This window comes from Synechococcus sp. CCY9201 (genome assembly GCF_034931105.1).
Classification (GTDB): domain Bacteria; phylum Cyanobacteriota; class Cyanobacteriia; order PCC-6307; family Cyanobiaceae; genus CBW1002.
In genome coordinates this window covers 1-26,787 of the sequence record NZ_JAYGIC010000095.1, presented here as the reverse complement: position 1 = coordinate 26,787, position 26,787 = coordinate 1, and the positions used below count along the sequence as shown (strand labels likewise).

30 protein-coding genes, 1 tRNA gene and 1 pseudogene are annotated in these 26,787 nt (G+C 64.1%); 15 read left to right on the top strand and 17 right to left on the bottom strand.

The window, feature by feature from the left end:
- Positions 1-86: 86 nt before the first annotated feature.
- A complete protein-coding gene (gene crtR / locus VB716_RS09645; protein ID WP_322757736.1) occupies positions 87-1,061 on the top strand; it encodes a beta-carotene hydroxylase in 975 nt (324 codons plus the stop codon).
- Positions 1,062-1,065: 4 nt separating this feature from the next.
- Here the strand turns inward: crtR and gatC are convergent, their stop codons facing one another.
- Both gatC and VB716_RS09635 read right to left on the bottom strand, forming a co-directional pair.
- Positions 1,066-1,359 (bottom strand): Asp-tRNA(Asn)/Glu-tRNA(Gln) amidotransferase subunit GatC, encoded by a 294-nt coding sequence (gene gatC, locus VB716_RS09640; protein ID WP_197157282.1) that lies wholly within the window; start codon positions 1,357-1,359, stop codon positions 1,066-1,068.
- Between the two features lie 37 nt (positions 1,360-1,396).
- Positions 1,397-2,167 carry a creatininase family protein gene (locus VB716_RS09635; protein WP_197157280.1) on the bottom strand — a complete coding sequence of 257 codons (771 nt, stop codon included), beginning with the start codon at positions 2,165-2,167 and terminating at the stop codon, positions 1,397-1,399.
- Positions 2,168-2,230: 63 nt separating this feature from the next.
- Between VB716_RS09635 and VB716_RS09630 the strand changes: the two genes are divergently transcribed.
- Entirely contained in the window at positions 2,231-2,533 is a 303-nt protein-coding gene (locus tag VB716_RS09630) for a DUF6679 family protein (RefSeq protein WP_197157278.1), read from the top strand.
- 17 nt (positions 2,534-2,550) lie between these two features.
- Here VB716_RS09630 and VB716_RS09625 read toward each other — a convergent pair whose 3' ends face one another.
- Positions 2,551-2,694: a hypothetical protein gene (locus VB716_RS09625; RefSeq protein ID WP_197157276.1), complete on the bottom strand. Its 144-nt coding sequence runs from the start codon at positions 2,692-2,694 to the stop codon at positions 2,551-2,553.
- A gap of 68 nt (positions 2,695-2,762) precedes the next feature.
- Between VB716_RS09625 and VB716_RS09620 the strand changes: the two genes are divergently transcribed.
- Positions 2,763-3,443, top strand: a complete 681-nt coding sequence (locus VB716_RS09620; protein ID WP_197171668.1) for a DNA-3-methyladenine glycosylase — start codon at positions 2,763-2,765, stop codon at positions 3,441-3,443.
- 56 nt (positions 3,444-3,499) lie between these two features.
- On the top strand, positions 3,500-4,558 hold the full coding sequence (locus VB716_RS09615; RefSeq protein ID WP_197158925.1) for an aspartate carbamoyltransferase catalytic subunit: 1,059 nt from the start codon (positions 3,500-3,502) through the stop codon (positions 4,556-4,558).
- Here VB716_RS09615 and VB716_RS09610 read toward each other — a convergent pair.
- From VB716_RS09610 to VB716_RS09600, 3 genes are all read right to left on the bottom strand, one after another.
- Positions 4,522-4,929, bottom strand: a complete 408-nt coding sequence (locus VB716_RS09610; RefSeq protein WP_323270327.1) for a DUF565 domain-containing protein — start codon at positions 4,927-4,929, stop codon at positions 4,522-4,524. The genes VB716_RS09615 and VB716_RS09610 overlap by 37 nt on opposite strands.
- Before the next feature lie 137 nt (positions 4,930-5,066).
- Positions 5,067-5,264: a hypothetical protein gene (locus VB716_RS09605; RefSeq protein ID WP_197157265.1), complete on the bottom strand. Its 198-nt coding sequence runs from the start codon at positions 5,262-5,264 to the stop codon at positions 5,067-5,069.
- Between the two features lie 104 nt (positions 5,265-5,368).
- Positions 5,369-5,530, bottom strand: coding sequence for a PCP reductase family protein (locus VB716_RS09600; RefSeq protein ID WP_197158924.1), 162 nt, complete (start codon positions 5,528-5,530; stop codon positions 5,369-5,371).
- 204 nt (positions 5,531-5,734) lie between these two features.
- On the opposite strand from VB716_RS09600, the gene VB716_RS09595 reads away from it, so the two are divergent.
- Complete coding sequence (locus VB716_RS09595) at positions 5,735-6,544, top strand: hypothetical protein (RefSeq protein ID WP_323270326.1); 810 nt, start codon at positions 5,735-5,737, stop codon at positions 6,542-6,544.
- 221 nt (positions 6,545-6,765) lie between these two features.
- On the opposite strand, the gene VB716_RS09590 is transcribed toward VB716_RS09595, so the two are convergent.
- Positions 6,766-6,838, bottom strand: a tRNA-Ala gene (locus VB716_RS09590).
- Positions 6,839-6,965: 127 nt separating this feature from the next.
- On the opposite strand from VB716_RS09590, the gene VB716_RS09585 reads away from it, so the two are divergent.
- Positions 6,966-7,178 carry a DUF2555 domain-containing protein gene (locus tag VB716_RS09585; RefSeq protein WP_197157194.1) on the top strand — a complete coding sequence of 71 codons (213 nt, stop codon included), beginning with the start codon at positions 6,966-6,968 and terminating at the stop codon, positions 7,176-7,178.
- Between the two features lie 71 nt (positions 7,179-7,249).
- Positions 7,250-8,569 carry a bifunctional phosphopantothenoylcysteine decarboxylase/phosphopantothenate--cysteine ligase CoaBC gene (gene coaBC / locus VB716_RS09580; protein ID WP_323270325.1) on the top strand — a complete coding sequence of 440 codons (1,320 nt, stop codon included), beginning with the start codon at positions 7,250-7,252 and terminating at the stop codon, positions 8,567-8,569.
- Here the strand turns inward: coaBC and VB716_RS09575 are convergent.
- A complete protein-coding gene (locus tag VB716_RS09575; protein WP_197171675.1) occupies positions 8,514-8,825 on the bottom strand; it encodes a hypothetical protein in 312 nt (103 codons plus the stop codon). The genes coaBC and VB716_RS09575 overlap by 56 nt on opposite strands.
- A gap of 162 nt (positions 8,826-8,987) precedes the next feature.
- On the opposite strand from VB716_RS09575, the gene VB716_RS09570 reads away from it, so the two are divergent.
- From VB716_RS09570 to VB716_RS09555, 4 genes are all read left to right on the top strand, one after another.
- Positions 8,988-9,806, top strand: a complete 819-nt coding sequence (locus VB716_RS09570) for a photosystem II manganese-stabilizing polypeptide (RefSeq protein WP_197157189.1) — start codon at positions 8,988-8,990, stop codon at positions 9,804-9,806.
- A gap of 117 nt (positions 9,807-9,923) precedes the next feature.
- Positions 9,924-11,102 (top strand): sulfate adenylyltransferase, encoded by a 1,179-nt coding sequence (gene sat, locus VB716_RS09565; RefSeq protein ID WP_322757729.1) that lies wholly within the window; start codon positions 9,924-9,926, stop codon positions 11,100-11,102.
- A gap of 88 nt (positions 11,103-11,190) precedes the next feature.
- Positions 11,191-13,038: an ATP-dependent zinc metalloprotease FtsH3 gene (gene ftsH3, locus VB716_RS09560; RefSeq protein ID WP_197157185.1), complete on the top strand. Its 1,848-nt coding sequence runs from the start codon at positions 11,191-11,193 to the stop codon at positions 13,036-13,038.
- A 74-nt stretch (positions 13,039-13,112) separates the two neighbouring features.
- On the top strand, positions 13,113-13,832 hold the full coding sequence (locus tag VB716_RS09555; RefSeq protein ID WP_323270324.1) for a bifunctional 4-hydroxy-2-oxoglutarate aldolase/2-dehydro-3-deoxy-phosphogluconate aldolase: 720 nt from the start codon (positions 13,113-13,115) through the stop codon (positions 13,830-13,832).
- Between the two features lie 47 nt (positions 13,833-13,879).
- Here VB716_RS09555 and aroC read toward each other — a convergent pair whose 3' ends face one another.
- Entirely contained in the window at positions 13,880-14,968 is a 1,089-nt protein-coding gene (gene aroC / locus VB716_RS09550) for a chorismate synthase (protein WP_323270323.1), read from the bottom strand.
- Between the two features lie 86 nt (positions 14,969-15,054).
- Positions 15,055-16,773 carry a mechanosensitive ion channel family protein gene (locus VB716_RS09545; RefSeq protein ID WP_323270322.1) on the bottom strand — a complete coding sequence of 573 codons (1,719 nt, stop codon included), beginning with the start codon at positions 16,771-16,773 and terminating at the stop codon, positions 15,055-15,057.
- A gap of 282 nt (positions 16,774-17,055) precedes the next feature.
- Here VB716_RS09545 and VB716_RS09540 point away from each other — a divergent pair, with 282 nt between their 5' ends.
- Positions 17,056-17,877 carry a hypothetical protein gene (locus VB716_RS09540; protein WP_323270321.1) on the top strand — a complete coding sequence of 274 codons (822 nt, stop codon included), beginning with the start codon at positions 17,056-17,058 and terminating at the stop codon, positions 17,875-17,877.
- A gap of 43 nt (positions 17,878-17,920) precedes the next feature.
- Positions 17,921-19,168: a class I SAM-dependent methyltransferase gene (locus VB716_RS09535; protein WP_323270320.1), complete on the top strand. Its 1,248-nt coding sequence runs from the start codon at positions 17,921-17,923 to the stop codon at positions 19,166-19,168.
- Between the two features lie 25 nt (positions 19,169-19,193).
- On the opposite strand, the gene VB716_RS09530 is transcribed toward VB716_RS09535, so the two are convergent.
- From VB716_RS09530 to VB716_RS09510, 5 genes are all read right to left on the bottom strand, one after another.
- Positions 19,194-20,018, bottom strand: coding sequence for a hypothetical protein (locus VB716_RS09530; protein ID WP_323270329.1), 825 nt, complete (start codon positions 20,016-20,018; stop codon positions 19,194-19,196).
- A gap of 103 nt (positions 20,019-20,121) precedes the next feature.
- The gene (locus VB716_RS09525; protein ID WP_197157172.1) at positions 20,122-20,514 is read right to left on the bottom strand and encodes a YidH family protein; all 393 of its coding nucleotides are present in this window, start codon (positions 20,512-20,514) and stop codon (positions 20,122-20,124) included.
- A complete protein-coding gene (locus VB716_RS09520; protein WP_323270319.1) occupies positions 20,511-20,942 on the bottom strand; it encodes a DUF1622 domain-containing protein in 432 nt (143 codons plus the stop codon). The genes VB716_RS09525 and VB716_RS09520 overlap by 4 nt, the downstream gene beginning before the upstream one ends.
- A gap of 3 nt (positions 20,943-20,945) precedes the next feature.
- Positions 20,946-21,926, bottom strand: coding sequence for a formylglycine-generating enzyme family protein (locus VB716_RS09515; RefSeq protein ID WP_323270318.1), 981 nt, complete (start codon positions 21,924-21,926; stop codon positions 20,946-20,948).
- Positions 21,927-22,107: 181 nt separating this feature from the next.
- Positions 22,108-23,610 carry an arylsulfatase gene (locus VB716_RS09510; RefSeq protein ID WP_323270317.1) on the bottom strand — a complete coding sequence of 501 codons (1,503 nt, stop codon included), beginning with the start codon at positions 23,608-23,610 and terminating at the stop codon, positions 22,108-22,110.
- A gap of 197 nt (positions 23,611-23,807) precedes the next feature.
- Between VB716_RS09510 and VB716_RS09505 the strand changes: the two genes are divergently transcribed.
- Positions 23,808-24,647, top strand: coding sequence for a helix-turn-helix domain-containing protein (locus tag VB716_RS09505; RefSeq protein WP_323270316.1), 840 nt, complete (start codon positions 23,808-23,810; stop codon positions 24,645-24,647).
- Positions 24,648-24,653: 6 nt separating this feature from the next.
- Here the strand turns inward: VB716_RS09505 and VB716_RS09500 are convergent, their stop codons facing one another.
- Positions 24,654-25,514, bottom strand: coding sequence for a bile acid:sodium symporter (locus VB716_RS09500; RefSeq protein WP_323270315.1), 861 nt, complete (start codon positions 25,512-25,514; stop codon positions 24,654-24,656).
- 117 nt (positions 25,515-25,631) lie between these two features.
- Here VB716_RS09500 and VB716_RS09495 point away from each other — a divergent pair, with 117 nt between their 5' ends.
- The gene (locus VB716_RS09495) at positions 25,632-26,525 is read left to right on the top strand and encodes an SMP-30/gluconolactonase/LRE family protein (protein ID WP_323270314.1); all 894 of its coding nucleotides are present in this window, start codon (positions 25,632-25,634) and stop codon (positions 26,523-26,525) included.
- A gap of 137 nt (positions 26,526-26,662) precedes the next feature.
- Here the strand turns inward: VB716_RS09495 and VB716_RS09490 are convergent.
- A pseudogene (locus tag VB716_RS09490) lies at positions 26,663-26,787 on the bottom strand (photosystem II q(b) protein); the annotation flags it as partial.

The following is a 26,787-nucleotide window of genomic DNA, read 5'->3' as shown; positions in this document are numbered from 1 at the left end:
GGCCTCAGGTGCATCAGCAGACGATGATGGAATCTCCGCTGGCGACTGAGGCGCGTTCGATTCAGACCCCTGCCACCCAGGTGCTGATGCGTTCCCCTTCCAGTGCGGTGCCGCGAGAGTTCCTCGACCCGCCGGATGCCTGGAATCCCACTGTGGGGTTGTTCCTGGGGGGCTATGCCCTGGCAGGGCTCACCATCTGGGGCTGGTTCGGCGCCGGTTGGCCCCTGCCGGTGCTGCTGGCCCTCGGCTTCCTGGCTCTGCATCTGGAGGGCACCGTGATTCACGATGCCTGCCACAACGCCGCCCACCCCAGCCGCTTCTGGAACGCGGTGATGGGCCATGGGGCGGCGATGCTGCTCGGCTTCAGCTTTCCGGTGTTCACGCGGGTGCATCTGCAGCATCACGCCCATGTGAACGATCCCAAACACGATCCCGATCACATCGTCTCCACGTTTGGACCGCTGTGGCTGATCGCACCGCGTTTTTTCTATCACGAGGTCTTCTTCTTCCGGCATCACCTCTGGCGCCGCTATGAATTACTGGAGTGGGGTCTGGCTCGCGGCCTCTTCTTTGCCATCGTGCTTGCGTCGTTGAAGTATGGCTTCCAGGATTTCGTCTTCAACTGCTGGTTCGCACCGGCGCTGATGGTGGGGGTCACCCTGGGTCTGTTCTTCGATTATCTGCCTCACCGGCCCTTTCAGTCGCGCAACCGCTGGCACAACGCCCGCGTTTACCCGGGCCGGTTGATGAACCTGCTGATCATGGGGCAGAACTATCACCTGATTCACCATCTCTGGCCATCGATTCCCTGGTTTGAGTACCAGGACGCCTATCACGCCACCCGCCACATTCTTGACGCCAAGGGATCACCTCAGCGTCTCGGGTTGTTCGAGACCCGCACCGATGGTCTTAATTTTCTCTACGACATCTTTCTCGGTGTCCGCAGCCACAAGAAGCGCCGCAGTCGACTCAGGCCTCTGGCTGCTCTGATGCCGACCCGCCATGCCCGCCGCAGGGTGTTGGAGCTGCTGCATCGAACGGCGGTGTCGCCGGTCCGCTGAGCCCTTACTCAGCCAGGATGCGCGGCACGCGGAAGAAGTCGCCCTCGCGCTGTGGCGCCAGATCCAGAAGCTGCTCGCGCTCCGCAGTGGTGTCCACCGCATCGGCTCGGGTCACATTCACCACTTCGACGGCCCGGGTGGTGGGCTCAACGCCTTCGGTGTCGACCTGCTGGAGATGGGCCACGTAATCGAGAATGCGCTCGAGCTGGCCGGTGTAGGTGGTGATCTTCTCCTCGGGGAGATCGAGGCGGGCCAGGTGGGCCACCTTGCGTACATCGTCGGCCGTGATCCTGCTCATCGCTGCACCCGGGTCGGGGGGGAGGCTGAGGGGGAACTTACTCGGCCAGGAAGGCGGTGAGATCCTCCGCAAGGGCCGTGGCCGCCAGATCCAGAAAGGTCTTGCCGTGGTCAGGACTGGCCAGGAAGGGATCGGAACCCATGCGGCCATCGGGATGGCGCCGGCGGAAATCGGCTGGGCCATGAATCGGGCCGGCCGGCGCCGGTTCCGGCAGGGGCCGCTGCTTCTCCACCAGGCTCGGCTCCAGGTGCAGGGTCAGGGCGATTTCGCTGGGGGTGGCGTGATGGCCTTCCTTCTCGCCATAGCGTTGCCGGGCTTCACGCATCACCGGTGCGGCGGTGAACCAGTTGGCCAGACGGCAGCGCAGCCGTTCCGGGTGGGGCAGCCCCCGGGCGGTGGCGGTGCCGTAGGCCTGGGCGAAGGCGGCCCGTGCCGTGGCGATGTTGCCGCCGTGGCCGTTGATCACGAAGATCCGCTCAAAGCCATGGCGCGCCAGCGACAGCACCACGTCGTGGAGCACAGCCAGCAGCGTGGCCGGCTGCAGGCTGATCGTGCCGGCGAAATCGAGGTGGTGCTCCGCCATGCCGAAGGCCTGGGTCGGCGTGACCAGCACACCGGTGCGGCGGCCCACTTCCAGGGCCACGGCTTCAGCGGTGAGGGCATCGGTGCCGATGGCGCCCGTGGGTCCGTGCTGCTCCGTGGAGCCGAGCGGCACGATCACCCCCTTGCAGTGCGTCAGGTAGGTCTCCACCTCCGGCCAGCTGCGCAGCTGCAGGCGGATGGCTTCGGTGCTGGGGGAGATGGTCATGGTGAACAGCGGCAACCTGGATGGATCTGCTTAGGATCAATGGGCCTGCAGCCCGGAGGGACCATGCTGCACCGCAAGCTCCAACAGTTCTGTTGTGAGAAGCGCCCGGTGTGGGTGTTTCTGCGCGATCAGCAGCGCTGGATCGAAGAGGCGCGCATCCTGGAGATCGATGGTGATCTCGTCACCCTGCGCTACGACGCCGAAGACGACGACGAGCTGCACAGTTGGGAGGAGAGCGTGCGTCTCGATTCGATCGGCGCCGTCAGCACCCGCCTGGCCTACGTGTGCCGCACCAACACGGCCGACGATCTGCTGACCTCCGAGGACTGCCCTGAAGCGGAACGGCTCGGCAGCCAGGGCTCCTGAACAGCCCCCAGGTGGGGTCAGTGGGCCGTGCCGTTGCCGTCGTAGGCGTCGGTGTCGTAGTAGCCGCCCTTGGTGCCGAAGAACAGGGTGGTGAGACAGAACAGCACGCTCACCACCAGCACCACGAGGCCTGGATTGAAGCTGGAGCTCGGATCGGTCACGGGGGCACTCGCTCATTGATGGCCCCAGTCTGTCGACAGACGCTGCCGCTGTGTGGACTGCGGTCAGGATGGTGGCGTCTCGTGACCTCGCGCCTGTGACCCGGCTGCCGGCACCCCTGCCCCAGGGGTTCTTTGTGCGCCCGGCCGAAACGGTGGCGCCGGAGCTGATCGGCAGCCTGCTGGTGCGGCGCTTGCCGGATGGAACCGCGCTGCGGGGGCTGATCGTGGAAACGGAGGCCTACTGCCAGAGCGAGCCGGCCTGCCATGGTCATCGCCGCCGTAGTCCAGCCAATGCAACGCTGTTCGGTGAGCCTGGGCGGTTTTACGTCTATCTCACCTACGGCCTGCACCACTGCGTCAACGTGGTGACCGGCCGCAGAGACTGGGCCAACGGCGTGCTGCTGCGGGCGGTGGCGCTGCCCGGCGAACCGGAGCGGGTGGCGGCAGGCCCCGCTCTGCTGGCCCGCCGTTTCGGCCTGGATCGCAGCCTGGATGGCCGCTCCGTGGCGCCTGAGTCGGGGGTGTGGCTGGCGCCGGTTCCCTCGCGGCTGCAGGACTGGCTCGATCAGTGCCGCAGCCGTGGGGAAGACCCGTTGTGCCAGTGCCCCCGCATCGGCATCTCTTCCGCCCAGGAGCTGCCCTGGCGCTGGTATCTGCGCGGCAGTCGCAGTGTCAGCCGCCGCGTGCGCGGTGATCGGAAGCCGCCGCTGGCGTTTGCCCTGGATCCGGCCGTCCTGCTGGATGTCTGAGCCCTGCTGCTCGGCAGAGCCCTACCTTGTGGGGTGTTCTGCGCGACCGCGGCCCCTTGAGCGGCTGGAACCACCGCCATGTGATCGACCTGGCGGCGTTCTCGCTGCAGGATTTCGCCACCGTGCTGGAGCTGGCTCAGCGCTTTCGTTCCCTGCCTGATGCCGGCGCTCGCAAGCTGCCGGCGCTGCAGGGCCGGTTGATGACCACCCTCTTCTTCGAACCGAGCACCCGCACGCGCAGCAGCTTCGAGCTGGCCGCCAAGCGCCTCTCCGCTGACGTTCAGAGTTTCTCCCCGTCCTCCAGCTCGCTCAGCAAGGGCGAGAGCCTGCTTGATACCGCCCGCACCTATGTGGCGATGGGATCGACGGTGCTGGTGGTACGCCATCGCTGCGCCGGCGTGCCTGCCTGCCTGGCGCGCGATCTCGATCAGTCCGGCGAAAGGGTGGCGGTGCTCAATGCCGGCGATGGGCTGCACAGCCATCCCAGCCAGGGTCTGCTGGATCTGTTCACACTTGCCCGCCACTTTGATCCGCTGGCCCCATCGCCCGAAGGCCTGCGGGGCCGGCGGGTCGCGATCGTGGGAGATGTGATGCACTCGCGTGTCGCGCGCTCCAATCTCTGGGCCCTCACCGCCTGTGGCGCGGATGTGGTGCTTTGTGGTCCGCCCACTCTGGTACCCGAGGCCTTCGCCGACTTCGTGGCGGCTCCGCCCCCTGGCCAGCATGAGGATCCTGTGCCCCGACGTGGCTCGATCCAGGTGGTGCGCTCCCTTGAGGAGGCGTTGCCTGGGGCCGATGCGGTGATGACCCTGCGTCTGCAGAAAGAGCGGATGCAGCAGCAACTGCTCTCCAGCCTCGACACGTACCACCGCCTCTATGGCCTCAGCCGCGATCGCCTGGCCCTGTGTGGCCAGCCGGTTCCCCTGCTCCATCCCGGCCCGGTCAACCGTGGCGTGGAAATGGCCGGCGATCTGCTCGACGATCCTGGGGCCAACCTGGTGGAGGAGCAGGTCCGCAATGGCATCCCGGTGCGGATGGCCCTGCTCTATCTTCTGGCCGCCGGGGATGGGGCCGGAGCTCAGAACAGCTTGAAGCCGTCCAGCAGCAGGCCGTAAAGCAGGCCGATCCGGCCCATGTCCAGCAGTTCCAGCCCCAGATGATCACCACGCTGCCGCAGCAACCAGCGGCGGGCCCTGATGGCGAATTCCATCGCGATCACGCAGAACAGGGCCGCCAGGTGGTCAATGATGGAGAGGGCACCGCAGATGGTGCCGACGCCACCGCCGATCACGAAGCCGAGCAGCAGGACGATCAGCAGCAGGGCCAGCCGTCGCCAGGGATTACTGGCCCAGCCGGTCAGGGCCGCGCCTGCGTCGACCACCCGGCTCTGCAGGCGTGTCGGTCGTGGTCGCAACGATCCTGCTTCGGGGGTCTGCTCGATTCGCTGGGCGGGGCTGGAGCGGCGAGCCGGGAAGGGAGTTCGCATCGGGCGACCGTTACCAGGTCCAGTGAGCCGGAGCCCAGTGAACCGCACGGCAGAGCGGCAGGATAGCCGTCACATTGGGTGGGCCTCAGCCTGAGACCTGCCCTGCGTGCTGACGGGCTGGTCGCTGGAAGCCGGGATCAGCCCTCGCTGTCTTTCTTGCGGGAGCCCTTGCCTTCTAGCAATTCGAGCAGGGCCTCCATCTGGGCCATGACACCCCTCACCTCACCAGCTTCAGGAAGCAGTCCGTCTTCCATCACACCTTGGTGCATCTCGCGCAGTTCCTGGCGGATGTAGCGCAGATGACTGACCACCTGCTCACGCTTGGACTGCGACATCGCAACGGTAGGGAACGGATCAGACCTCTCTTTTACCCCATCGCCCTTCCCACCACGGCTGGGCGTGAGGGAGCCGGGATCGGATCAGCGCGGGCCAGGTCCGCTCACTTCTGGCCGAACTGTGCCTTGGCCTGCTCGTAGAAGGCAACCTCGATCCGCTCCAGGCCCGCATCGGCGGCGAGCCGTTCGATGCGCCGGCGCACCGCTGGCCGAACGAAGAAGGGGACCTCCTTCAACTCAACTTCAGCATCTGAACTCCATTCCAGAGCAGCCATGGCCTTGTGCGAGGTGTGAAGAGGAGTGCTTTGAGATCAGAGTAATCGAACCGATCAGAGACGTCGCGAAAGGATGGGACTCAATTCGGAACTCTGATGCGGTCGACTTCTCTCTGATCAATGATTAAGAGTTCAAATGCCTTTGCTCCGAAGGCGGCCGGAGCCGTTAAGATCAAATGACTTCAAAAATGGCTCATGGCTGCTTCCCCGATCCAAAATCAGCAAATTCTCGGCCCTGATGGTAGATGGGATTTTTCCAACCTGGCTGATACCGTATCCCTTGAGAACTTCCCTGATTCTCTTGGTCAGCCCACCAGAATGAATGGTGGAGACGATCAGGTTACCGGCTCGAGCATTCCCATCCCTGGCTGGTTTAACGATGTAAACGGAAACCTCGGCAACGATTTTTTGGTTGGCGGCACCGGGCGAGACAAATATCTTGGCGGCAATGAAAATGATTTCCTTGCCGGCGACGCAGGTGCGGATTGGCTCAACGGGAATGTTGGTAACGACAATGTCAGTGGCGGGGCTGGTAATGATATTGTTCGAGGTGGCGCAGGTAACGATTTTGTTTTCGGTGAAGCAGGAGACGATATTGTCACCGGTGATCTAGGCAAAGATTTTCTGAATGGGGGGGCAGGTAATGATCGATTTGTCCTGCCAACCGACGCCGCCAATACCTCCCCCAATGCCTTTGAAGTCGATGTCATCACTGATTTCTCACTTGTGGGTGGGAATAGAGATAAAATTGTTCTCCCGGGTGTTGCATCCTTTTCGGAGCTTGAATTTACGAATACTGTGCTTGATGGAGTTGCTGGAACGTTGATCGGCTTCAAGTCAGGCAACTTCATTGGATTTGTTCAAAATATCACCCCTGCAAGTCTTGGTGCTGGCGCAGGTTCAAACTTTGTCCTCGGTGCCACGGCGGATGATTTCTTCGCCAAAATCACCCCCGATTTCTTCCTGCAGAATCCCAATATGGCAACAGACTTGATTCCTGTCTGAATCCACGATGTGACAGATGGGGCTAGCTCGCTACGCCCCTCTGCTCGCTTTCGGGCTTCTATTTTCACCGTTCTATTCAGCGGTGTCGGATGTAGCAAGGCCCGCTGTTCTGGTCGTTGGAATTTGATCAACGCTGCGGCAACGGCGAATCATGCAGCTGCATTGGCCGATGCAAGATTGAACTCGAAAGTTTCCAGGTGGCTTAAAGCCTTTGGCATTGATGGAGAATAGGGGACTCGAACCCCTGACCTCTGCGGTGCGATCGCAGCGCTCTACCAGCTGAGCTAATTCCCCATTACGCACTCCCAGGGGGTGGTGCATGGGCGGGTGATCGCTTCGCAGCGGCCACCTCAACCATCAGTTTTACCATCATCGGCCGCGGCATCCCTGGCAGGATCAAACTGACGATCTGTTTTCCGCCATGGGCCCGGCTTCGATCACCCCTGAGCAGCTCGAGGCCTTCGACGAGGTCGGCATTGCTGAGCTTGCCCGGCGCCTCGAGGAAGACGACTACCCCACGCCCTTCGCGGGCCTGGGGGACTGGCACCTGTTGCGGGCCCTGGCGATCCATCGACCTGAGCTGGTCAAGCCTTACGTCCACCTGGTGGATCAGGAGCCCTTCGACGAGGAATGAGCGGCTCGACAGTCGCTCCGTCTGCGTTTGTCCGCTCCACTCCCTTGCCGGCCCCCTTCCCCCTCCCCGCCGTGGCTGCGCTTCCCGGGTTTGACCCGCTGGAGGGTCGCCGGATCCTGGTGCTGATCAGCGGCAGCATCGCCGCTGTGAAACTGCCGCTCCTGGTGAGCGCCCTCGCCAAGCGGGGCGCCCTGGTGCGTTGCGTCTTGACCCCCAGCGCGGCTCAGCTGGTCAGTCCTGTGGCCCTGGCCAGTCTCAGCCGGCACCCCTGCCTGCTCGAGGCCGATGCCTGGAGCAGGCAGGCGTCACGGCCTCTGCATGTGGAGCTGGCCGAATGGGCGGAGCTGGTGCTGTTGGCTCCCCTGAGCGCCTCCAGCCTGGCCCGCTGGGTGCATGGCCTGGGCGACACCCTGCTCTCCTGCGTTCTGCTGGCCTGCGAGGCGCCGGTGGTGGCTGCTGCGGCCATGAACACGGCGATGTGGGGCTCTCCGGCGGTGCGGCGCAACTGGGAGATGTTGCAGGGGTTCGAGCGGGTGTTGCCTCTGGGCCCCGCCGCCGGATTGCTCGCCTGTGACCGGGTGGGTGACGGGCGCATGGCCGAACCCGCCCAACTGCTGCTGGCGCTCGAATCGCTGGCCCTGCACGGGTGGCGGCGGGACTGGCACGGCCGCCAGCTGCTGGTGACCGCCGGCCCCACCCGGGAGTTTCTCGACCCGGCCCGCTGCCTCACCAATCCCAGCACCGGCCGGATGGGGGTACTGCTGGCCCAGGCGGCCCGTCTGCGGGGGGCGGCTGTGACCCTGCTGCATGGTCCGCTGGCGCTGGATCCGCAGCTGCTCGATGGTCTCAGCTGCCATGCCATCACCACTGCCGCCGAGCTGGAGCACGAACTGGAGGCTCGCCAGGCTGGCCACGACGCCATCGTCATGGCTGCCGCCGTGGCCGATCACCGCCGCGCCAAGCCCCTGGCGAACAAGCCGGCCAAGCATGAGCTGGAGGCGCTTCTCCAGGGCGGCTGGGAACCGGTGCCTGATCTGCTGGCGGGCCTGGTGAGGCGCCGCCAGGAGCTGCGGCCCGATGGCCAGCCGATTCTCGGCTTTGCAGCCCACTCCGGCGATGTGCTGCCCCAGGCCCGCGCAAAGTTCGCCCGGAAAGGGTGTGAGTTGCTCTTCGCCAATCCCATTGATCAGGCTGGTGCCGGTTTCGGCTCAGTCACCAATCAGGGCTGGCTGCTGGGCCCGGGCGAGGCCGTCACACCGATCGGACCCGCCGGCAAGCTGGCGGTCGCCCATCGGCTGCTGGATGCCCTGGCTGTGTTGCTCCCACAGCGGCCGTTCAAGCCGCCAGGGGATGCTCCTCCTCAGGACGATCCTGTTGCAGCAGATCCATGAAGGTGCGCAGCTGCAGGCGGGGGATGTAGGGCCAGCCGCCGGTCTCCTCCATGCGCTTCAGAACACCGAAAAGCCTGTTGCGATCGGCCGGCAGGCTGCCGCGGAAGGGACCATCCTGAATCGAGCGATGGGTCTGCTCCAACTGGCGCAGCAGATCCAGCAGGGACTCGGGGTCGTTGCGCAGCTCTGCGGCCATGGTTTCGAGAGCAGCCAGCTGGGTGCGGAGGTGGTCCTGCTGCTGGCTCGTGAGACTCATGCGGTGACGCTTCTTGTCAAAGGGGACGGCTCCCCCCATACAGGTTGTTGAGAGCCTTGTGATGCTACCGGGAATGCGGGTTTGCCACCGGTAAGATCCGCCTCGGCGCTTCCTGTTCTCCTCTCTCCCGCCTTCCATCCTCCGCCCTTGCGGCTTCTCCCGATGCGTTTCCGTCCCCTGCTGGCCCTCGTGCTGGCCCTGTGCCTGACCCTGGTGACCGCGTGCAGCGGTGGGGCCAAGGCTGTTGATCGGGCCAACCTCACCTACGACGACATCCACAACACGGGTCTCGCCAACAATTGCCCCACCCTGCCGGATTCGGCCCGCGGCTCGATCAGCCTCGATGCCGGCACGAAGTACCAGCTGCGCGAAATCTGCCTGCACCCCAATGAGGTCTTCGTCAAAGGAGAACCGGCAAACAAGCGTCAGGAAGCGCAGTTCGTGGCCGGCAGAATCCTGACCCGCTACACCTCCAGCCTGGATCAGGTCTACGGCGACCTCTCCGTGGACGGCGACCAACTCACCTTCAAGGAACTCGGCGGGATCGACTTCCAGCCGATCACCGTTCTGATGCCAGGGGGCGAGGAAGTGCCCTTCATGTTCTCGAGCAAGGAGCTGGTGGCCCAGGCCGATGGCGCCGCCATCAGCACCAGCACCGACTTCACCGGTAGCTACCGCGCCCCGAGCTACCGCACCAGCAACTTCCTCGATCCCAAGGGCCGCGGCCTGACCACCGGCTACAGCAGTGCTGTGGGTCTGGTGCCCGTGGGCGACGACGAGGAGCTGGTGAAGGAGAACGTGAAGCGCTATATCGACGGCACCGGCACCATGGAGTTTTCCATCACCAAGGTGGATCCCTCCAGTGGTGAATTCGCCGGTGTGTTCACGGCTGTTCAGCCCTCCGACACCGACATGGGTGGTAAGCAGGCTGTGGATGTGAAGATCAGCGGCGAGCTCTACGGCCGCCTTGAGCAGGTCTGATCCCCTGACCGGCTGATTGAAGTGCGTAGGGGCCTTCGAGGCCCCTTTTTCATGGCCACCCCCGGAGCCGCCTCGGGCTGGTCTGGGAGAATCGTCCCAACGTTTTTTGGGATCTCCATGTCGGTTGCCGAGTCCGCGACTCCCGCTGCCCAGGGTCTGATCGGCCCGCATGGCGGCAGCCTGGTGGATCTGATGGTGCCGGCGGCCGAGCGAGAGGCGCTCAAGACGGGCGTGGATCGGGTGGTGGAGTGCAGCGACCGCAACGCCTGCGACGTGGAACTGCTGGTGGTTGGGGGCTTCTCGCCGCTGCGCGGCTTCATGCACCAGGAGGATTACGACGCAGTGGTCGAGACGCACCGCACCACCAGCGGTCTGCTGTTTGGTCTGCCGATCGTGTTCGACACCAGCGATGCCTCGATCGCCGTGGGCGATCGGCTGCTGCTCACCTACCGAGGCCAGGATCTGGCGGTGCTCACGGTCGAAAGCCGCTGGGAGCCGGACAAGGTCAAGGAGGCCAAGGGTTGCTATGGCACCACCTCCCTGGAGCACCCGGCCGTGCGGATGATCGCCACCGAGCGTGGCCGCTACTACCTGGGTGGACGGGTGCAGGGGCTGGAACTGCCGACCCGCGTCTTCCCCTGCAAGACGCCGGCTGAGGTGCGCGCCACCCTGCCGCCGGGGGAAGACGTGGTGGCGTTCCAGTGCCGCAACCCCATCCACCGGGCCCACTACGAACTGTTCACGCGGGCCCTGGACGCCACCAACGTCAGCAAGGGCGGCGTGGTGCTGGTGCACCCCACCTGCGGCCCCACCCAGGACGACGACATCTCCGGTGCCGTACGGTTCCAGACCTACGAGCGGCTGGCGGCGGAGGTGAACAACCCCCGGATCCGCTGGGCCTATCTGCCGTATTCGATGCACATGGCCGGCCCGCGGGAGGCTCTGCAGCACATGATCATCCGCAAGAACTACGGCTGCACCCATTTCATCATCGGCCGCGACATGGCCGGCTGCAAGTCATCCCTGAGTGGTGACGATTTCTACGGTCCCTACCAGGCTCAGGATTTCGCCCGCGACAATGCCTCTGAACTGGGGATGGAGACCGTGCCGTCGCTCAACCTCGTCTACACGGAGGAGGAGGGCTACGTGACCGCCGAGCACGCTGAGGCTCGCGGCCTGCACGTGAGGAAGCTCAGCGGCACTCAGTTCCGCCAGATGCTGCGCGGCGGCGAGGAGATCCCCGAGTGGTTCGCTTTCCGGAGCGTGGTCGACGTGCTGCGGGCGGCGGCCGGCTGAGCGTCAGGCCCAGGCTCCCAAAGGAGCCCCCAACCGCCCGATCCTGAGGGCGGTTAACATTCCTTTACTTCCTTGAGCGGAGAGTCGAGTGGCGAAGAAGGGTTGGCGTAATGCAGGGCTCTACGTCCTGTTGGCCGTGGTGGTGATAGCGGTGGGCACCGCCTTCCTGGATCGCCCTGATCCGGCCAATGCGCCTCGGACGCTCCGCTACAGCGATTTTGTCGAGGCGGTTCAAGGCAACGAGGTCTCGCGTGTGCTGATCTCCCCTGATCGGGGCACCGCCCAGGTGGTGGAGAACGACGGCCGCCGCGCCGTGGTCAACCTCGCTCCTGACAAGGACCTGCTCAAGCTGCTCACGGATCACGATGTGGACATCGCCGTGCAGCCCAGCCGCGAACCTGCGGCCTGGCAGCAGGCCGTGGGCAGCCTGATCTTCCCGCTGCTGCTGCTCGGTGGTCTGTTCTTCCTGCTGCGCCGCGCCCAGGGCGGCGGCGGTAACCCGGCGATGAGCTTCGGCAAGAGCAAGGCGCGGGTGCAGATGGAGCCCCAGACCCAGGTCACCTTCGGCGATGTGGCCGGCATTGAAGGCGCCAAGCTCGAGCTCACCGAGGTGGTCGACTTCCTCAAGAATCCGGATCGCTTCACCGCCGTTGGCGCCAAGATCCCCAAAGGCGTGCTGCTGGTGGGCCCTCCAGGCACCGGCAAGACCCTGCTGGCCAAAGCCGTTGCCGGCGAGGCCGGCGTGCCCTTCTTCTCGATTTCCGGTTCGGAATTCGTGGAGATGTTCGTGGGCGTCGGCGCCAGCCGCGTGCGCGACCTGTTCGAGCAGGCCAAGAAGAATGCCCCCTGCATCGTGTTCATCGACGAGATCGATGCGGTGGGTCGTCAGCGCGGCGCCGGCCTTGGTGGTGGCAACGACGAACGGGAGCAGACCCTCAACCAGCTGCTCACCGAGATGGATGGCTTCGAGGGCAACACCGGCATCATCATCGTGGCGGCCACCAACCGTCCGGATGTGCTGGATCAGGCCCTGATGCGTCCCGGTCGTTTCGATCGCCAGGTGGTGGTGGACCGGCCCGATTACTCTGGCCGCCTCCAGATTCTTGAGGTGCACGCCCGCGGCAAGACCCTGGCCAAGGATGTAGACCTCGACAAGGTCGCCCGCCGCACCCCCGGTTTCACCGGGGCTGACCTGGCCAACCTGCTCAATGAGGCGGCGATCCTGGCGGCCCGTCACCAGCTCACTGAGATCTCCATGGATGAGGTGAACGATGCCATCGAGCGGGTGATGGCTGGTCCGGAGAAGAAGGATCGGGTGATGAGTGAGAAGCGCAAGCGCCTGGTGGCGTATCACGAAGCCGGCCATGCCCTGGTGGGCGCGTTGATGCCGGATTACGACCCGGTGCAGAAGATCTCGATCATTCCCCGCGGCAACGCCGGCGGCCTCACCTTCTTCACCCCCAGCGAAGAACGCATGGAGTCTGGCCTCTATTCCCGCGCCTATCTCCAGAACCAGATGGCTGTTGCCCTGGGCGGCCGTGTCGCTGAGGAGATCGTCTACGGCGAAGATGAGGTGACCACCGGCGCTTCCAACGACCTGCAGCAGGTGGCTCGGGTGGCCCGCCAGATGGTGACTCGTTTCGGCATGAGCGATCGGCTCGGCCCTGTGGCCCTGGGCCGCAGTCAGGGGGGCATGTTCCTTGGCCGCGATATTGCTGCCGAGCGCGATTTCTCCGAAGACACCGCTGCTGCGATCGATGAGGAGGTGAGCGAGCTGGTAGCTGAGGCTTACAAACGAGCCAACGAGGTGTTGAGCTCCAATCGCCCCGTCCTTGATGAACTGGCCGAAATGCTGGTGGAGAAGGAGACTGTGGACGCCGAGGATCTGCAGGAGTTGCTGGTGCGCCGCGATGTGCGTGTGGCCGAATACGTGTGACCGATCTGTTGATCCGGTGCGCTTGACCGGCACCGGCACTGGCACCGGTGGATCCGTCTCGCTGTGATTCTCCTTTGAGGCCCTCCGCTGCGGTTGCCGCTGATCCGGCCGGCTTGATTCCCAGCTTGCGGAGGCAGCCGCTGCTGCTGGTTCTACGTCCCCAAGCCCCGCTTGATGCCGCTCCGCTTCTGGAGCGGCTGGTCGAGCTCGGCCTGCGTCATGTTGAACTGGCCTTCCAGGAGTCTCCGCACTGGCGCCCCCAATGCCGCGAGTTGATCGCAGCCTTTCCAGGTCTGAGGCTTGGGGCGGCCTCGGTCTGCACGGTCGAAGCCCTGGCTGATTGCTCAGCGGCGGGCTTTTCCTACGTGGTGTCGCCGATCCTGGATGGCGAGCTGGTGCAGCAGGCGGCTGCGGCCGGCATCACCCTGGTGCCTGGCGTGATGAGCCCCACCGAAGTGCATCAGGCCCGGTTGCTCGGGTCTCCGCTGGTGAAGCTCTTTCCGGCGCACGCACTGGGACGCGCCTACTGGTCAGGCCTGCGAGCGCCGCTCGGCGCCCTGCCGTTCTGCATCGCGGCAGGCGGCCTGTCGCCTGCGGATGCGATCCCCTGGCTGCGCAGCGGCGTCGATGCGGTGGCCCTGGGCTCGTCGCTCAGCCTGGATCGTTCAGACGACTTGCCTTGCCCGGGGGAGGAGCCTGACGCAGCCGTCGACCCTCTGGAGCCCTTGCGGCTCCTGCTTGTCGAGCTCGGCCGCATCGGGCCGGCATCAGAAGCGGCGACGGCGGCAGATTGAACCGCGACTGACTGATCTCAACCTGCATCCTGGTGGCGCTGCTGAGTTCACCAGAGGCTGCACTGGCCCTGCTGGCGCAGCAGGTGGTCGGCCAGCACCAGCGCCACCATCGCCTCCACCATCGGCACCGCCCGCGGCAGGACGCAGGGGTCGTGGCGCCCCTTGGCCGCCAGGGTGGTGGCGGCGCCGCTGGCATCGATCGTCTGTTGCTCCTTGCGGATCGTGGCGGTGGGCTTGAAGGCCACCCGCAGCACGATCTCCTCACCGTTGCTGATGCCGCCCTGGATCCCACCGGAGTTGTTGGTGGCCGTGTGCAGGCGGCCGTCGTCGCTGGGCAGGAAAGCGTCGTTGTGCTCGCTTCCCCTGAGCAGGGTGCCGCCGAAGCCGGAGCCGATCTCGAAGCCCTTGGTGGCGGGCAGCGACATCACGGCCTTGGCCAGGTCGGCTTCGAGCTTGTCGAACACCGGCATGCCCAGCCCCAGCGGCGCCTGGCGCACCACGCACTCGATCACGCCGCCACAGGAATCCCCGTCGCGCCCGATCGCTTCAATCCGCTCGATCATGCGCGCGGCGCTTTCGCCATCGGGGCAGCGCACGATGTTGGATTCCACGGCCTCAAGGGTCACCGTCGCTGGATCGATGGCCGCCTCGATCGTGTGGATCCGCTTCACCCAGGCCAGCACCTCGGTGCCATGGCAGTGGGCCAGCAGTTGCTTGGCAATGGCGCCGGCGGCCACCCGGCCGATGGTTTCCCGCGCCGAGGCCCGGCCACCGCCACTGCGGGCCTGGATGCCGTATTTGGCCTGGTAGGTGGCATCGGCGTGGGACGGCCGAAAGGCCACCGCCATCTCCTTGTAGTCGCCGGGGCGCTGATCCTTGTTGCGCACCATCATGGCGATGGGGGTGCCCAGGGTCACACCGTCCAGCAGGCCGCTGAGGATCTCGACCCGGTCATCCTCCTTGCGGGGTGTGGTGATGCGGCTCTGCCCCGGTTTGCGCCGGTCCAGTTCGGCTTGGATGGCCTCCAGATCGAGCGGCAGCCGCGGCGGGCAGCCGTCGACAATCACCCCGACGCCGCCGCCGTGGGATTCACCGAAGGTGCTGATGCGAAACAGGGTGCCGAAGCTGCTGCCCATGGCGGCGTCACGTTGACGCGAGCGTAGGGGACGCTCCTGCCGCCGCAGCGAAGACGACGGGGCACCTGGCTTCAGGCCGCTTGGGTTCAGTCTTCGCTCTTGGGCAAGGTGCTGGCATTGCCGTTGCGGATGGCGTGATAGCCGGGCGAGAGGATCTCCACTTCGGCGGCCGCGAAGCAATCCTGCAGTGCTGCCAGCACATCGGAGAGGGTGCGTCGGTAGAGATCCACATCTTTGACAAAGGCGGTGAGCTCATAGCTGATATGGAAGTCGTTGAGCGCGGTCTGCAGCACGAACGGTTCGATTTCCTCTGAAATTCCCGGTGCACTCCTGGCGGCCGACAACATCAGTTCGTGCACTTTCCGCCACGGCACGTCGTATCCGATGGTGATGGTGGTGGACAGGGCAACAGGAGTGCTGAGTTCGCGGCGGGAAAAGCTGTAGTTGGTCACGGAGGCGGCAATCACCGCGGCATTGGGAATGCTCACCAGCTCATTGCGTGGTGTGCGAATCCGGGTCACCAGCAGGTCCCGTTCCTGCACCAGCCCCACCACACCTTCAATCATCACCCGGTCTCCCTCGGTGAAGGCGCGGGTGTAGATCAGCATCAGCCCGCTGATGATGTTGGAGGCGATGGCGCTGGAGCCGAGGGCCGCCAGCACACCCACGAACAGGCCCGCACCCTGGAAGGCCTTGGTGCTGGTGCCGGGGATGTAGGGATAGGCGATCACCAGCCCGCCCACCAGGATCAGCACGGCCGCGATCCGGCCCGTCGGCCGCGCCCATTCGGGGTAAAACCAGGCGAAGCGCAGCTGGCCCCGCTCCAGGGCGTTGAAGCAGAAGGTGCTGAACCGCATCACGCTGATGGTGAGGGCCAGGATCAAGGCGATGGTCAGTAAATCGGGAATGGAATTCACCACCCCCGCGAACACGGCACTGATCACGCTGAGCAGTTGGGCCCGCAGCCCTTCGGCCATCGCACTGGTGGGCGGAAACAGGCCGAGCAGCAGAGGAATCAGCAGGTAGCTGATCAGCAGCAGCAGGCTCCAGTGGGTGATGCGCAGGGTCAGGCTCAGAATCCGTGTGACCTGGGCTGCACTGAGAAGAGCATTGGCGCCGATCTGGAATCGACCCAGCTGGATTTCATGCAGTTGGGAGATGCTCTGCTGTAGGCGTCGATGCAATGCCGATTGCCAGCGGAGCCAGAGCACGTAAATCCCCAGCACCAGCAGAGCCAGTGCCGTGCCACGCAACCAGCTGGAGAGACTGTTGTTGCTGCGGTAAGAGCTGATGGCGCCCCGGATCTGATCGCGGTAGCGGGTCGCCAAGGCCTCGCGGGTGAGGTCAAAACACTGAGCAACGCGATCATCGATGGCCAGAAGGCGGACGAAGACATCCGGCTTGTCCCCCTTGATCCCGATCTGTGTATAGGGATCGTCTTGCAAGAGTTCGATCTGTTTGGGCTGAATCGTGTTGTCTTGCGCCACCCGCAGCAGCGCCGCGCTGCCCCGGCGGACAACCTCATTAAGGTCCTGCGCTCCGATCGCTGAGCGCATCTGCAGCACCTGGCGGCCTTCCAGCGTGATCCAGGCAGGTTCTGCACTGCACCATGGCTTGCTGTCCGTGGCTGGAGCAGCACCTGTGGCGGCCGTTGACAGGCCCTCCATGCCACCCCAAACCAATAGCCCCGCCAGCAGCCCCGCCGCCAGCGTCAGCCCCGCTCGTTCTGCCCGCCGCGGTGGCCGGGGTGCGATCAGGAGGGCATGGAACAGCCGAAACCAAGGACGCAGCCAAAACCTGACCATCGGTGGGATCTGGGGACGGTGGGGGAGCCGGACGACTCCTGAGTGGATCAGGTTTAGGAGAGTGGCGCTGCTGCGGGGCTGCTTGTTACGAATGGGCAATGGGCTTTGGCCCCGAATCTGACCAGTTTGCTGAGGTAAGATTGGATACGTTTCTGTTACCGCATGCTTCTAGACGGGCCCTGTCGAATGAATCGATCAGTTCGGTTCGCAACAGATCGGCTTGGTGGATGTGTTCTGGGGGTCTGGCTGATCACCACAGGTTTGCCTGGATGGACTGAGCCCTTGGAGACACAACCCATCGAGGAGGCTCCGGCGGAGTCGCCCATGCCGGTCCCGGAGCAGGCCCGAATCGAGGCGGATCCAAAGGTCTGGGCGAGCACGGTTGAATTGTATGGATTTCTGCCGATTCGCCTGACCGGTACCACAACGATTCGGGGCTTCTCGGCCGACACGGATCTTGATCTCGGCGACTTGATCTCACGCCTCCAGTGGGCCACGTCGGCGCGTGGCAGCGTTGAATATGGCCGCATCGGTCTGCTGACCGATCTCAGCTATGCCCGGGTCGGGGATCAGACCACCCGCACCACCAGTCGGGGGCGTTTCACCGGGCAGGGGTCGCTCACCGCCATTCAGGGGATGTATGACCTGGCCCTCCGCTACCGCTTCGGTGCGCCGGAATCCGCGATCGGCAAGCCGGGGGCTTACAGCGTGATTCCCTACGCCGGGATTCGGCTGCTCCAGGCGAACCTGGATGTCTCGGCTCAGGTGCGTGGCAATGGTGATCGTGGGCTGCGTGTGGAACGGGAGGGCAGCTTCGGCCGAACCTGGGTGCAACCTCTGGTGGGTACCCAGGCCACGGTGTTTCTCTCGCCGAAGCTGCGCGCCTTCGCCCGTGCCGATGTGGGGGGCTGGGGGCTCTCCGGCGCCAGGGATCTATCCGGCAATGCCCAGGTGGGCCTTGGCTATGCGGTGGGCAACAACACGGATCTCAATGTCTCCTGGCGTTATCTGGGGATTGACTACGACAACGGCGCCAGTAGTCGAGCCAGTGGGTATACCAGTTATCAGAACGGTGTCGAGGTGGGCCTGAAGTTCTTCTTCTGAAAGGGCCTCACACCACGGTTTCTTGCTTGATGGCGCCTCGTTGATGACTGCCGTTCAAACGTTCTACGAACGCCATCCCTATCCTGCGCCTCCGAAGGATCTCGATCGCCTCGTCGAGCTCTATCGCGATCCCTTGCGACGCCGGGTGATGTTTCGCCTGCTCTGGCCGACCCTTCCCTATCGGGCCTCCCGCACGATTCTGGTGGCAGGCTGCGGCACCTCCCAGGCTGCAGCGATCGCCCTGAGGGAGCCAGATGCAACGGTGGTGGGGATCGACATCAGCGAAGCCAGCCTCTGCCATACACGCCTGCTTCAGCAGAAACACGGAATCACCAACCTGAAGCTCCATCAACTGCCGATTGAGCAGATTGGTGAGCTGAACCAGAGGTTTGATCAGATCATCTGCACCGGTGTGCTGCATCACTTGCCTGATCCTGACCAGGGATTGAAAGCGCTGCGGGATGTGCTGAAACCCCAGGGGGCCATGCAGTTGATGGTCTATGCCCTCTACGGACGATCGGGCCTCTACATGCTGCAGGACTATTGCCGTTTGCTGGACATCGGCAGTTCCGATCAGGATCTCAAGGCCCTCAGCGCCACGTTGCAGAGGCTTCCCCCGCAGCATCCCCTCGCCAATGTGATGCGCGCCACCAAGGACTTTCTGCATCCTGATGCGCTCGCCGACGCGCTCCTCCATCCCCAGGACCGGGCCTACAGCGTTCCCCAGTTGCATGCGTGGCTCGACCGATGCGGCATGGCCTTTGGCCGTTGGATGGAGCAGGCTCCCTATCTGCCCCAGTGTGGTGTGGTGGCGCAGACACCCCATGCTGCGCAGCTGGGAGCACTGCCGTCTCCGTCCCAGCATGCGGCGGTGGAACTGTTCCGGGGAACGATCACCAAGCACTATTTCACGGCTTTTCGGCAGGAGGATGCTGCAATCAACCGGCCCGATCCCCTGGCTCCGCAGGACCGTTCCCGCCGTGGCGATGGCTGGAGATGTCTGATCCCGCTACGGATTCCCTGGACGCTGAAGGTACGGGAGCGACTTCCAGCTGGTGCAACGGCGATCCTGCTCAACCAGGCCCATACCTGCTCTGATCTGATCCTCCCGATCGACAGCGACCAGGCCAGTTTGTTGGGCGCAATCGATGGGGAGCGAACCCTGGGCGAGATTGTGCAGACGGCGAAGATGGCTAGCGGTGAGAAGCGGGCCCTTCGTTTCTTCAGGCGCCTTTGGCAGTATGACCAGATTGTGTTCGATGGATCACCCAGCAAAGACGCCCCCAACTGAAGTGTCTGCCCCCCTTGGGGATGACTCAGCTCAGCGGGCTGTTTGTTCGGCGCGCCAACAGATTCAGGAGAATTGTGGAGAACACCAGGCTGATCAATGTGTACGACAGCACGGCAGGAATCAGCCCTTGAATGGTTGACCCATAAACCACGGCAAGCTGAGCTGCCAGTCCCAGGTTCCTTGTACTCGTCACCAAAGCGACAACTGGTCGTTCGTTCGGTCCAGGCCCGGCCAAGCCATAGCCGATGCCGAAGCTGATCACGACCATGGCGATCATGAAGGCCAGGCCGAGACTATTCTTCGTCAGGAATGGAATCAGGTCGCCGCTTGTGATCACCAGCAACACCACGATCATCAGCACCAGCAGCGCCGTGGCCACTTTGTTGATGGTGCTGCTCCATCGCTCTGCCCATGCAGGTCTCCAGGTTTTCACCAGCAGCCCCGCTGCCAGCGGTATCAGTTGAACCCGGGTGACCTGCAGGGCGACTTCAACCGGGCTGATGTTCCACCCCGTCACCGGTTTGATCGCGGTGAACAGTTGCGCCAGCAAGGGAATTGAGATAATCGCCACTATGGCTGCCGATACCTGAATCCGGGCCGCCAGCTCGGCCGATCTGCTCTGCGCACTCGCCCGACGCAGTGCCAGAGGGGCGCTCGGGCAGATCACCATCAGAGCGATGGCGAACTTGGCCGCGGTGGAAAGATCTTCCGCCACAGGAAGCTCCAGCAGCAGAAGCCCTGTGAGGGGAACCAGCAGGCAGGTGCCGATCAGGATCCGGCTGAGCACACCGGGGTGATGCCGCGTCAAGGCGAATGAGGATCCGTGCAGCCCCAGCCCCAGGGCAAACATGACCGTAAAGATGGTGGCACTCACCAACCAGGTGATGATGGGAGGCATGGTGAATGATGCGGCAGAACTGAAGTGTTACGAGGCGGCCTGAGGTTTCAGCTCATCATCGGGAGACAGAGGCTCCGGAAATCAACAGGGCCAAGGCAACGATGCCGATCAGAGTCAGCGCGACAGCCGTGAAGATGGCGATCGATGTCTGATTGACATATACGAAGTCGTCACGCATCAATCGTTTAAGCACGCGCAGGTGCTGGCGAGTTGCCGCCGCCATCGCCAGAATGCCTGTGAGTACGAATCCGATTGCCACCAATCGCACACTCATGCTGGCATGGGAGCTGCCTTCAAAGCGCGAGCGCTCGATGGCGCCGATGATCTTGTCGAGGCCGAACCCGAAACTGATCAGCGACAGGCAGGTGCGGATCCAGGCCATCATGGTGCGCTCGGCGGCTGCCCGGCTGCGCTCCTTGGCTAGTTCGTTGTTGAGATTGGCGGTCATTTTGATTCCTGGCCGAGAACCGTTGCCAGCTTTGTGGTGTTGTCTTCAAAAGTTTGCTCTGCTTCAAGTTCCCTCGCCAGAAAGATATTCAAGAAGGTTCTGATCACGGCAATGGAGGCTAATTGGATCAGATTTTGCTTGGACGGTGCCGTGGTTGTGGCAACGATGTCGGCACCCAGCTGACATTCCAACGCCAACGACAGCCAGCTGCCGAAGGTCAGCCGAGCTCGATTTAATGATCTCTGGTCTTGGCGGCGCTTGACGCGATGGCGACATCCCTGCGGCCAGAATCCCTGGGGCCAGAATCCCTGCAGCAACGTGATCACCAAGCCAGTGGCCACGCACAGCACCGACAGAAACTCCAGGCATAGCCGCAGCGTTTCTGCGATCTGATTCATCCCCATCTCCATCAGGGTTGTCAGCGCCACTGATCAGCTCCGCACGATGCAGCGAAAGCCCATATGACACGTCGAGGTATCGATGCCCTGGGCCATGCGCGCCGCCGGTCGATAGCGGCGGCAATAACTGGGGGCGCAAAGGAACGAGCCCCCTTTGACCACCTTGCGGGGAATGCCCAGGTGCTGGGAGGTGGGGTCAATGCTGGCCTCGCGGGAGCCGCCCCTGGGGTTGGGGATGGTGCAGCAGCCCTCTTTCGGCTGGCGCTGATGGCGTTGGATCTCGGCATCGGCACCGTGGTGCTGATACCAATCCACGGTCCATTCCCAGACGTTGCCGATGCAGTCAGACAGGCCGTAGCCATTGGCGGGGAACGCCCCCACCGGGGAGGTGCGCTCGTAGCCGTCTTCGCGGGTGTTCTGGTGAGGAAACTCCCCCTGCCAGGTGTTGGCGAGCATGCGGCCGCCCGGATGGAGCTCGCTCCCCCAGGCGAACTCGACCTGATCCAACCCGCCGCGGGCGGCCCGCTCCCACTCGGCCTCGGTGGGAAGTTGTTTCCCGATCCAGGTGGCGTAGGCCTGCGCGTCTTCATAGGCCACGTGCACCACAGGATGGTGTTCACGCCCCTTGATCGAGCTGCCCGGTCCTTCGGGATGGCGCCAGTTGGCGCCGGGCTGGTAGGTCCACCAGCGGTAGGGATCTCCTGTCCCCACAGGCCGATCTGGCGGTGCGAATACAATCGAGGACGGTTGCAGCATCGCCGGGTCGGCGCCGGGATAGTCGGCCGGATCGGCCGGCCGTTCCGCCAGGGTGATGTGGCCAGTGGCCTTCACGAACTTCTGGAACTGGGTGTTGGTGACCAGGGTTCGGTCGATCCAGAACCCCTCCACGGTCACCCGGTGGGCCGGAGCCTCCTCGGGGTAGTGATCATCGGAGCCCATCCAGAAGGCGCCCCCCGGAATCCACACCATGTCGCGGGCCGGGGGGCGACCGGGTTGGTTTTTCCCGGGCTGCATGGTGCTGGTCTGGCGGGCGGTTCTGGCCAAGTGGAGCGATGCGAGAGGGGCGATGTGTCAGGGCCCTTGAGGCCGGAGTCGCTGAAGATATGGCCGCTGAAGACAGGCCTGCTTTGAAGACAGGCCTGCTGTGAAGACAGTGGCCCAGGTGGACATGGGGCCTTGACGGAAATGGCCGGCCTCAGGAACTTCCGAGGGTGGAGGTGATCTTGTCGATCGCATCGCTCACCGTGAAGCTGGCCGCCTTCTGGCGGGGCGGGAAGGCCTTGAGGGTCTCCAGGGCCTGGGCCACCCTCGCCTGAGCTGGAACCAGCAGAAAGACATGGTCGAGCAGCCAGTCAAAGTAGGTGTTGGAGGTGATGTCGGCCCGCTCATAGGGATCGGTGAGCAGGTTGAAGATCTTGGGGACGCGCAACACGGTGAAAGGCTCCATCCAGATCTGCAGAGTGCCGGTGGCACGCTGCTCCATGAACACGAACTTCCAGTTGTCGTAGCGCAGGGCGGTGAGGTCACCGTCGTCGGAGAAGTAGAAGAAGTCGATCCGTGGGCTCTTGTCCGTCTTCCCGGTCCAGTAGTCGAGCATGTTGTAGCCATCCAGGTGCACCTTGAAGGTCTTGCTGCCCGCCTGGTAACCCTCGAGGCACTTCTGCTTGATCTCCGGTTCGCCGGCGGCCGCCAGGATGGTGGGTAGCCAGTCGAGATGGCTGACGATGCCGGTCAGCAGGGTGCCGGCTTCAATGTGGCCGGGCCATCGCACCAGGCACGGCACCCGGTAGGCCCCTTCCCAGTTGGAATTCTTCTCGTTGCGGAAGGGGGTCATGCCGGCATCGGGCCAGCTGTTCATGTGGGGACCGTTGTCAGTGCTGTACATCACGATCGTGTCGTCGCTGATGCCCAGCTCATCGAGCAGGTCGAGCATCTGGCCGATGCAGTTGTCGTGATAGATCATCACGTCGTGATACTCCGACTGCCAACGCCCCGACTGGCCGATGTCCTGCGGCCTGGCATGGGTGCGGAAGTGCATGTGGGTGGTGTTGAACCACACGAAGAAGGGCTCGCCGGAGGCCACCGCATCCCTGATGAAGCGCTTGGCCTCCTTCATGAACTCCTCGTCGGCCGTCTCCATCCGCTTCCTGGTCAGCGGGCCGGTGTTCTCGATCCGCTGGGTGCCGTCGCCATTGGCCCAGCAGTGCAACACGCCGCGGGGACCGAAGTTCTTGCGGAAGTTGGGATAATCAGCTTCGGGGGGATAGTCGCGCAGCTCCGGCTCTTCTTCGGCATTGAGGTGATAGAGGTTGCCGAAGAATTCGTCGAAGCCGTGCATCGTGGGCAGGTATTCATCCCGATCCCCGAAGTGGTTCTTGCCGAACTGACCGGTGCGGTAGCCTTGGGGCTTGAGCAGCTCGGCGATGGTGGGATCCTCGTCCTGGTAGCCCACCTTGGCGCCGGGCAGACCCACCTTGCTGAGGCCGGTGCGGAGCACGCTCTGGCCGGAGATGAACGCTGCCCGGCCGGCGGTGCAGCTCTGCTCGGCGTAGTAGTGGATGAAGCGGGCTCCCTCTTTGGCCACCCGGTCGATGTTGGGGGTCTGGTACCCCATCAGCCCATCGCTGTAGCAGCTGAGGTTGCTCTGGCCGATGTCGTCGCCCCAGAGGATCAGGACGTTGGGCTTTCCGTTGGGCATGGCTGTCGCTCAGGGGCGCGGGAGAGGGCGTCTAAAACACCACTGACCCATGGTGCAGAGGGTGGCAAGCTTGGGGCACTCAAAAAGTGCAAGCCTTCATGGATCGGCCGCGTTCGTTCGACGGGGTTGAACAGCTGGCCGTTCATCTCTCAGAGGCCGGCCTGGATCTGCAGATCTGCCAGCTGTCTGATGGCCCCATGCGCGGACAGTTGGCCCTGAGGCGGCTCGGACCTCTGCGGCTGATGCGGTTACAGCTCAACCGCAGGCTCCATGTCGCTGGACCGAAGCCCGCTGATCAGCAGGTGCTGGCCCTCGATCTCACCCAGAGCCCTGGCCCCAGCCTTACTCCGCTGCGGGCGCATGGTGTGGCCGTGGGTCCCGACATGCTGTTCGGTCTCGATGTTCGCTCAGACGTTCACCTCTCCACGCCGGAAGTTCTGGATCTTGGTGTGATCCTGTTGCAGCCCAGTCGTTTGAAACGCTGCAGCACCGACCTCGGCTGGGCTGATATCGAAGCCACCGGTCTTGCGTCGAATTGCCTCGCGATCAGCCCCGAACGCCATCGTCGTCTGCGAGGGTTCCTGCTGGCCCTGCTGACCAGCCCCGTGCCGCCGCCCGAAGGGCTCAGCCGCGACCTGCTGCCCCTGGTGCTGGAGGCGATGGTTCAGGGCTCCAGCTGCCAGGCCAGCCTCCTCCCAGCTCCCACCAGGCTTGAGCTGGTCAAGCAGGCCCAGCAGTGGGTGCGGGAGCATCCCCAGGAGCCGATCACGCTCGATGCCCTCTGCCGCCAGCTTCATGCTGGCCGCCGCAGCCTGCTCCAGGGTTTCCAGGAGCATCTCGGCATGGGACCGATGGCTTACATCAAGTTGCATCGCCTGCATGGCATCCGGCGCGAGCTGCTGACGGCCGATCCCCGGGCGGTGACGATCGGTGGCCTGGCCCTGCGCTGGGGCTTTCTCAACGCGGGGCATTTCGCCCGCGACTACCGCCGTCTGTTCGGCGAGCTTCCCAGCCAGACCCTGGCTGGGGGCGGTTAGCGCCCATCAACTGTTCGCCTTCGCCTGGACTGGCTGACGGTTCAGCGTCTGCAGCAAGGGAATCGACAGCACCACGGTGACCAGCACGTAAACGAGGATGGCAATCTTGATGGCTGGCATCTCAGGGGCATAGGTGCCGGCAAACAGCAGGGCCAGACCCGGGTTGCGCATCGAGGTCACCAGGGAGACTGTGATCCGCTCGTGACGTGCGGCTCCCGCGAGGCCATAGCCCAGCCCCAGGCAAAGCGCCACCAGGGTTGCCATCAATCCCAGGGCGATCCAGTTGGCGGTCACGAAGGGAAGGAGCAGGGGGCCCGTGGTGACGAGTACCACGGCCAGCAGCAGAACCAGGAGGGCGTTGGCGAGCTTGTCGAGCGGCCCTTGCCACTGCTGCGCCAATTGCGGCCAGCGCTGGCGCAGCACCAACCCCAGCAGCAGAGGCAGCACCTGGGACAGGCCCACCTGCTGGGCCACTTCCTGGGGGCCCAGATCCCAGCTTTGAACCGCGAAGGCGGCCCGATACACATCCGCCAGAACGGGGATCGAGACGATCGCGGTCACGGCGGCGCCGACCTGCAGCACCGCAGCCAGTTCCCGGTCGCCCCCCTTCTTGCCAGCCTTGCGCAGGGTCAGAGGTGCGCTCGGGCAGATCGCCATCAAGGCGATGGCCAGGCGAGCCGGTGTGGAGAGGGCGGCGCTGATCGGCAGCAGCAGCAGCCCGAGGGCGATCAGGGGCACCACCACGCAGGAGCCCACCAGCACACGGGCAAACAGGGCCGGCCGTTCACGGATGGACCCGAAGGCCTGGGGCTGCAGGCCCATCCCCAGGGCGAACATGATCGTGAACAGGGTGATGGAGGCGATCATCCAGGGTCAGCGGCGGGATGGCCGAGGGCGATCGGCATCGGCGTCAACCTAAATTGATTACCCCTTCCGGCTGAGCAGAGAGCAACGCGTCAGACTCCGGCCAGCGGTGATCCGTCGATGGCTTCGCTCCCCCGCTGGTCCGCCGAGTGCGTTCTGGACGCCCGCGCGCTGCTGGGTGAGGGGCCGACCTGGTGGGCGGAGACCAATCGTCTGCTCTGGGTTGATATCGAGGCGAACCGGGTCGGTCTGTTTGACGTGGAGACCCGTGACAATCGCTGGCTCGATCTGGGCAGCATGGTGGGCTGTGTGGTCCCCACGGAGCGGGGAGATCTGCTGGTGGCCTGCGCCAACGGCTTCCACCGACTCGATCCCAGCTCTGGCCAGCTCACGGCGCTGCATGATCCGGAACGCCATCAACCCCTGAACCGGTTCAACGATGGCAAGTGCGACCCCTGGGGCCGCTTCTGGGCGGGCTCGATGGCCATGGATTTCACCCCGGGGGCCGGTGCCTTGTGGTGCCTGGAGCCATCGCTGCAGAGTCGGTGCCTGGTGCCCAACCTCAGCATTTCCAATGGTCTGGCCTGGGACCTGGAGGCGTCTTGTCTCTATCTGATCGATTCCCCCTCACTGCAGGTGGTGGCCTATCCCATCACCCCTGGTGGTGAGCTTGCCGGCCCTGCTCGAATCTGCCTGCAGATTCCCGCCGACTGGAACGCCCTTCCCGATGGCATGACCATCGATCAGGAGGGCATGCTCTGGATTGCCCTGTATGGAGGTTCGGCCGTGACCCGCTGGAACCCCAAGACCGGCGATTGCATCGGCATCGTGGATCTGCCTTGCACCCAGATCACCTCCTGCTGCTTTGGAGGCCCCTCCCTGGATCGTCTGTTCATCACCACGGCGCGCCGCGGGCTCGGGACTGAGGCCTGCGCCCAGCAGCCGTTGGCCGGAGGCCTGTTCTGCGCGGATGTGGGGGTATGCGGCCCCGCGGCCGATCGCTTCGCCGGCTGATCGCTTTACCGGCTGACCGCTTTACCGGCTGATGGATCAGATCGATCCGAGCCCAAGACACAAAAAAGCCCTTCTCTTTGAGAGAAGGGCGAGAAAGGAGATTGATGATTCAACCGCCTGTTGGTTGAAGCTTGACCTCAGCCGATCGAAGGAGCCATCAGAGCCACGGGGGTGGCTTCAGCGGCGGCCAGATCGAGCGGGAAGTTGTGAGCGTTGCGCTCGTGCATCACTTCCATGCCCAGACCAGCGCGGTTCAGCACAT

What these genes read in the sequence shown, in the direction of transcription:
- crtR (WP_322757736.1), top strand. Translation starts at nt 87, where the DNA reads ATGCGTTCCCCTTCCAGTGCGGTGCCGCGAGAGTTCCTCGACCCGCCG.
- gatC (WP_197157282.1), bottom strand. Translation starts at nt 1,359, where the DNA reads ATGAGCAGGATCACGGCCGACGATGTACGCAAGGTGGCCCACCTGGCC.
- VB716_RS09635 (WP_197157280.1), bottom strand. Translation starts at nt 2,167, where the DNA reads ATGACCATCTCCCCCAGCACCGAAGCCATCCGCCTGCAGCTGCGCAGC.
- VB716_RS09630 (WP_197157278.1), top strand. Translation starts at nt 2,231, where the DNA reads ATGCTGCACCGCAAGCTCCAACAGTTCTGTTGTGAGAAGCGCCCGGTG.
- VB716_RS09620 (WP_197171668.1), top strand. Translation starts at nt 2,763, where the DNA reads ATGGTGGCGTCTCGTGACCTCGCGCCTGTGACCCGGCTGCCGGCACCC.
- VB716_RS09610 (WP_323270327.1), bottom strand. Translation starts at nt 4,929, where the DNA reads ATGCGAACTCCCTTCCCGGCTCGCCGCTCCAGCCCCGCCCAGCGAATC.
- VB716_RS09605 (WP_197157265.1), bottom strand. Translation starts at nt 5,264, where the DNA reads ATGTCGCAGTCCAAGCGTGAGCAGGTGGTCAGTCATCTGCGCTACATC.
- VB716_RS09595 (WP_323270326.1), top strand. Translation starts at nt 5,735, where the DNA reads ATGGCTGCTTCCCCGATCCAAAATCAGCAAATTCTCGGCCCTGATGGT.
- VB716_RS09585 (WP_197157194.1), top strand. Translation starts at nt 6,966, where the DNA reads ATGGGCCCGGCTTCGATCACCCCTGAGCAGCTCGAGGCCTTCGACGAG.
- VB716_RS09575 (WP_197171675.1), bottom strand. Translation starts at nt 8,825, where the DNA reads ATGAGTCTCACGAGCCAGCAGCAGGACCACCTCCGCACCCAGCTGGCT.
- VB716_RS09570 (WP_197157189.1), top strand. Translation starts at nt 8,988, where the DNA reads ATGCGTTTCCGTCCCCTGCTGGCCCTCGTGCTGGCCCTGTGCCTGACC.
- sat (WP_322757729.1), top strand. Translation starts at nt 9,924, where the DNA reads ATGTCGGTTGCCGAGTCCGCGACTCCCGCTGCCCAGGGTCTGATCGGC.
- aroC (WP_323270323.1), bottom strand. Translation starts at nt 14,968, where the DNA reads ATGGGCAGCAGCTTCGGCACCCTGTTTCGCATCAGCACCTTCGGTGAA.
- VB716_RS09545 (WP_323270322.1), bottom strand. Translation starts at nt 16,773, where the DNA reads ATGGTCAGGTTTTGGCTGCGTCCTTGGTTTCGGCTGTTCCATGCCCTC.
- VB716_RS09535 (WP_323270320.1), top strand. Translation starts at nt 17,921, where the DNA reads ATGACTGCCGTTCAAACGTTCTACGAACGCCATCCCTATCCTGCGCCT.
- VB716_RS09530 (WP_323270329.1), bottom strand. Translation starts at nt 20,018, where the DNA reads ATGTTTGCCCTGGGGCTGGGGCTGCACGGATCCTCATTCGCCTTGACG.
- VB716_RS09525 (WP_197157172.1), bottom strand. Translation starts at nt 20,514, where the DNA reads ATGACCGCCAATCTCAACAACGAACTAGCCAAGGAGCGCAGCCGGGCA.
- VB716_RS09515 (WP_323270318.1), bottom strand. Translation starts at nt 21,926, where the DNA reads ATGCAGCCCGGGAAAAACCAACCCGGTCGCCCCCCGGCCCGCGACATG.
- VB716_RS09510 (WP_323270317.1), bottom strand. Translation starts at nt 23,610, where the DNA reads ATGCCCAACGGAAAGCCCAACGTCCTGATCCTCTGGGGCGACGACATC.
- VB716_RS09505 (WP_323270316.1), top strand. Translation starts at nt 23,808, where the DNA reads ATGCGCGGACAGTTGGCCCTGAGGCGGCTCGGACCTCTGCGGCTGATG.
- VB716_RS09500 (WP_323270315.1), bottom strand. Translation starts at nt 25,514, where the DNA reads ATGATCGCCTCCATCACCCTGTTCACGATCATGTTCGCCCTGGGGATG.
- VB716_RS09495 (WP_323270314.1), top strand. Translation starts at nt 25,632, where the DNA reads ATGGCTTCGCTCCCCCGCTGGTCCGCCGAGTGCGTTCTGGACGCCCGC.